Origin of the sequence: Brenneria alni (genome assembly GCF_003666245.1) — a bacterium.
Taxonomy (GTDB): Bacteria; Pseudomonadota; Gammaproteobacteria; order Enterobacterales; family Enterobacteriaceae; genus Brenneria; species Brenneria alni.
The window spans coordinates 1-3,380 of record NZ_MJLZ01000088.1; the positions used below are offsets into that span (position 1 = coordinate 1).

Below are 3,380 nucleotides of genomic sequence, written 5' to 3' on the forward strand. Positions count from 1 at the left end.
TCCTCTGTCAGTCGCTGAACGCTTCAGTAAAAAATTTCATTATCATATATTGCCGCTAACCGACCAGTGGGCACGGCGACGAGTTTGTATTTGCTATAAAACGCCGGATTCACTGAGCCCGTGCATGGCCAAATTAATCGATTTTCTCAGAGTGCAAAATCTATAAATGTCCCTGTCGCGGCGGCTTAACGTCGCCCTGCCAGGCAGGGTGTGTTTTTTCGATACAGTCCTGACGATGCCTTGATGATTAATGGGTCAAATGCAGGCTTCCGCTATTCGCTCAGAGCTGCCTGTCATGTCTGCTTAAGAAACGGCCTTAACGTAGGATATTTTCCGTTTTCCAAGCGGACCCCAAACCCTGGGACTGGATGGCGGTCGGTCGCTGCGTTGAGAGAGCAATCAGCCCACAGTTTATCCCCCGTTTACGCCTCATGACTAGTGCCTGAACGGTCATCGGGCTATGCTACCGAAAGCGATTTTCATGACGACACGGATACCATGTATAAAATTGTTTTTGTAGAAGACGATGCTGAAGTCGGTAAGCTGATTGCCGCTTATCTTGGCAAACATGATATTGACGTCCGGGTGGAGTCGCGTGGCGATCGTGCGCTGGCTTTCATCGCGCAGCAACAACCCGACCTGGTGTTATTGGATATTATGCTGCCAGGCAAAGACGGTATGACCATTTGCCACGAATTACGTCCACAATATAGCGGGCCGATTGTTCTGCTGACGTCACTTGATAGCGATATGAATCATATTCTGGCGCTGGAAATGGGTGCTGATGACTATATTCTGAAAACCACGCCGCCTGCTGTGCTGCTCGCACGCCTGCGGCTGCATTTCCGCCAATATGCGCCCGCCGCGCAGGCCGGAGTAGAAAACCCCTCCACGCCATTACAGGTTCACAAACCTCTGCACTTTGGCTTGCTGTGCATCGACCCGGTTAACCGCGAAGTCACGTTGGGTGACGAAAATATTGTTTTATCGACCGCCGATTTTGATCTGCTTTGGCAACTGGCTACCCATGCCGGGCACATTATGAACCGTGATGCGTTGCTGAAAAATCTGCGTGGTGTGAGTTACGATGGCATGGATCGCAGCATTGATGTCGCCATTTCCCGCTTGCGCAAAAAACTGTACGACAATCCGCTGGAACCCTTTCGTATCAAGACCGTGCGTAACAAAGGCTATCTGTTTGCGCCCAATACGTGGCAGAGTATTGGGCCATGAAAAAGCTATTCATCCAGTTTTTTCTGTTGCTGTTTGCCTGCTTTGTGGTGATGACGCTGTTGGTCGGGCTGGTCTATAAAGTCACCGCCGAACGTGCCGGGCGGCAATCTATGGACGATCTGATGAAAAGCTCGCTCTATCTGATCCGTAACGAGCTGAGAAGCATTCCCCCACGTGACTGGCATAAAACCATCAGCCAGCTTGATTTAAACCTGTCGTTTAAGCTGCACATCGAGCCACTGAATAAATACACCCTGCCGCCTAAAACACAGCAACGATTGCATCGAGGCGAGATTGTTGCCCTCGATGATGAATATACCTTTATTCAGCGCATTCCCCGCAGCCATTATGTGTTGGCGGTCGGGCCCATTCCTTATCTGTTTTTTCTGCATGAAATACGCTTGCTGGACTTGATACTGGTGATGTTGATTGGTTTGTCACTGGCATTGCCGGTATTTCTGTGGATGCGACCACACTGGCAGGCGATGCTGAAACTGGAAAGTGCGGCGCAACGCCTGGGAGATGGGCATCTTGAGGAGCGCACGCATTTTGACAGCACCTCCAGCCTGTTTCGGCTCGGTATCGCATTTAACCTGATGGCAGATAACCTGAATCAGCTTATCACCAGTAAAAAACAGCTAATTGATAATATCGCCCATGAGTTACGCACGCCGCTGGTACGCCTGCGCTATCGGCTGGCCATCAGTGAAAATCTCACTGACGAAGAACAGCAGGCATTAAGCCGCGATATCGGCCAGCTTGAAGCCTTGATCGACGAACTGCTTACTTATGCCAGACTTGACCGTCCGCAAGTCTCGCTGCACCTCACCGATATTGATCTTACTGTGTGGCTGCAAGCCAAAGTCGGTGACTTCCGGCTGATGCATCCAGAAAAGGCCATCACGCTGGACACTCCCACTCTGACAACGTTCGGCATGATCGACGTGCGTCTGATGGAGCGCGTGCTGGATAATCTGCTCAATAACGGACTGCGTTTCTGCCGTAACCGGCTGCACATCAGCCTGCAACTGAATCGTGATAACGTTGCCTGCTTGCAGGTTGAAGATGACGGCCCCGGCATTGCGGCTGAAAACCGGGAGCATATTTTCGAGCCATTTACCCGGCTGGAGGCCGCTATCGAAAATGGCAGTGGCGGATGCGGGCTGGGGCTGGCAATTGTCCACGCCATCGCCCGCACCCATGAAGGGACAATCACCGTGGATAGCAGCCCGCTGGGGGGAGCCAGTTTCCGTTTTTGCTGGCCGGTAAAAACCGTCGCCTCGCCCCGGACAACGCTGCATCACTAAATTTTCAGGCTGGTGCGCAATCGGTATCCCCTTGACCGATCGCCGGTTGCCACAGTACCTGGATTTGCTGTGGATCGACCCCCGCCAGCAAATCATGGATCATGGCGGCAATCTGTTTACCTACGCAGGTGCGGGTATTTTGAATGATTGGCGTCACCGCAATATTGAGCAGGCTGTCATCCGGCAGACCATCGTAAGAGATCAGCGATATCCCCTTTTTGCCCAGCAGGCCGGCCTGTTGCAATAGGCTGGCCGCACCATCGCCTAACTGCTTTTTATTTATTGTGCCGTAAGATATATTCGGAAAGTAAAGGCTTGCCTGAATTATTCGATGATAAAAAAATCAAAGTAGTAACAGCGTATGGTATTGATAATCTACCTGCTTACTTTCTTGGGATGGATGTGATTACAAAAAAAATAGGTTATGAGTATATTGTCGATGTTAATATTATTAATGAGTTTCTCCTCTTAAATGGGAATAAGTTTTCCACGAGTAGAAATCATGCATTATGGGTAAGAAAATTAATAGAAGAAAACATTATTAACTCCGACATTTTACGTCTTGCTCTGGCTTTGTATTGCCCAAATGGTAAGCCGCAAGATTTCAATACCGCTGAAATAACTCGTAATGTCAACGATTTCATTAGAGGCTGGAATGGCTTCATTACCAGGGTCTTCACCTTTCTCTTATACACAACGGACGCTTCCAACGAGCGATTTAATATAGTTCGCGATACGCGCCACAGGGTTGTAACAGGCGTAAACAAACAGACGACTGATTGGGCGCTCATCTTCTTCAGAATGAATTCGGGCAGCAGCCGGCACATAGACACGATCGCG

General features: G+C 49.9%; 3 protein-coding genes and 2 pseudogenes. 3 read left to right on the plus strand and 2 right to left on the minus strand.

What is annotated here, in order from left to right; translation table 11 throughout:
- Positions 1-498 precede the first annotated feature (498 nt).
- Together rstA and rstB are read left to right on the plus strand one after the other, a co-directional pair.
- Positions 499-1,233 carry a two-component system response regulator RstA gene (gene rstA / locus BIY29_RS19615; RefSeq protein ID WP_121576683.1) on the plus strand — a complete coding sequence of 245 codons (735 nt, stop codon included), beginning with the start codon at positions 499-501 and terminating at the stop codon, positions 1,231-1,233.
- Positions 1,230-2,540: a two-component system sensor histidine kinase RstB gene (rstB, locus tag BIY29_RS19620; RefSeq protein ID WP_121576684.1), complete on the plus strand. Its 1,311-nt coding sequence runs from the start codon at positions 1,230-1,232 to the stop codon at positions 2,538-2,540. The genes rstA and rstB overlap by 4 nt, the downstream gene beginning before the upstream one ends.
- Positions 2,541-2,544: 4 nt before the next feature.
- On the opposite strand, the gene BIY29_RS19625 is transcribed toward rstB, so the two are convergent.
- Entirely contained in the window at positions 2,545-2,868 is a 324-nt protein-coding gene (locus BIY29_RS19625; protein WP_338067789.1) for a type 1 periplasmic-binding domain-containing protein, read from the minus strand.
- Here BIY29_RS19625 and BIY29_RS20760 point away from each other — a divergent pair.
- Positions 2,856-3,203 (plus strand): annotated as a pseudogene (locus BIY29_RS20760) (class I tRNA ligase family protein); the annotation flags it as partial. The gene BIY29_RS19625 and the pseudogene BIY29_RS20760 overlap by 13 nt on opposite strands.
- A gap of 51 nt (positions 3,204-3,254) precedes the next feature.
- Here the strand turns inward: BIY29_RS20760 and BIY29_RS20765 are convergent.
- Positions 3,255-3,380: pseudogene (locus BIY29_RS20765) on the minus strand (DNA-directed RNA polymerase subunit alpha); the annotation flags it as partial.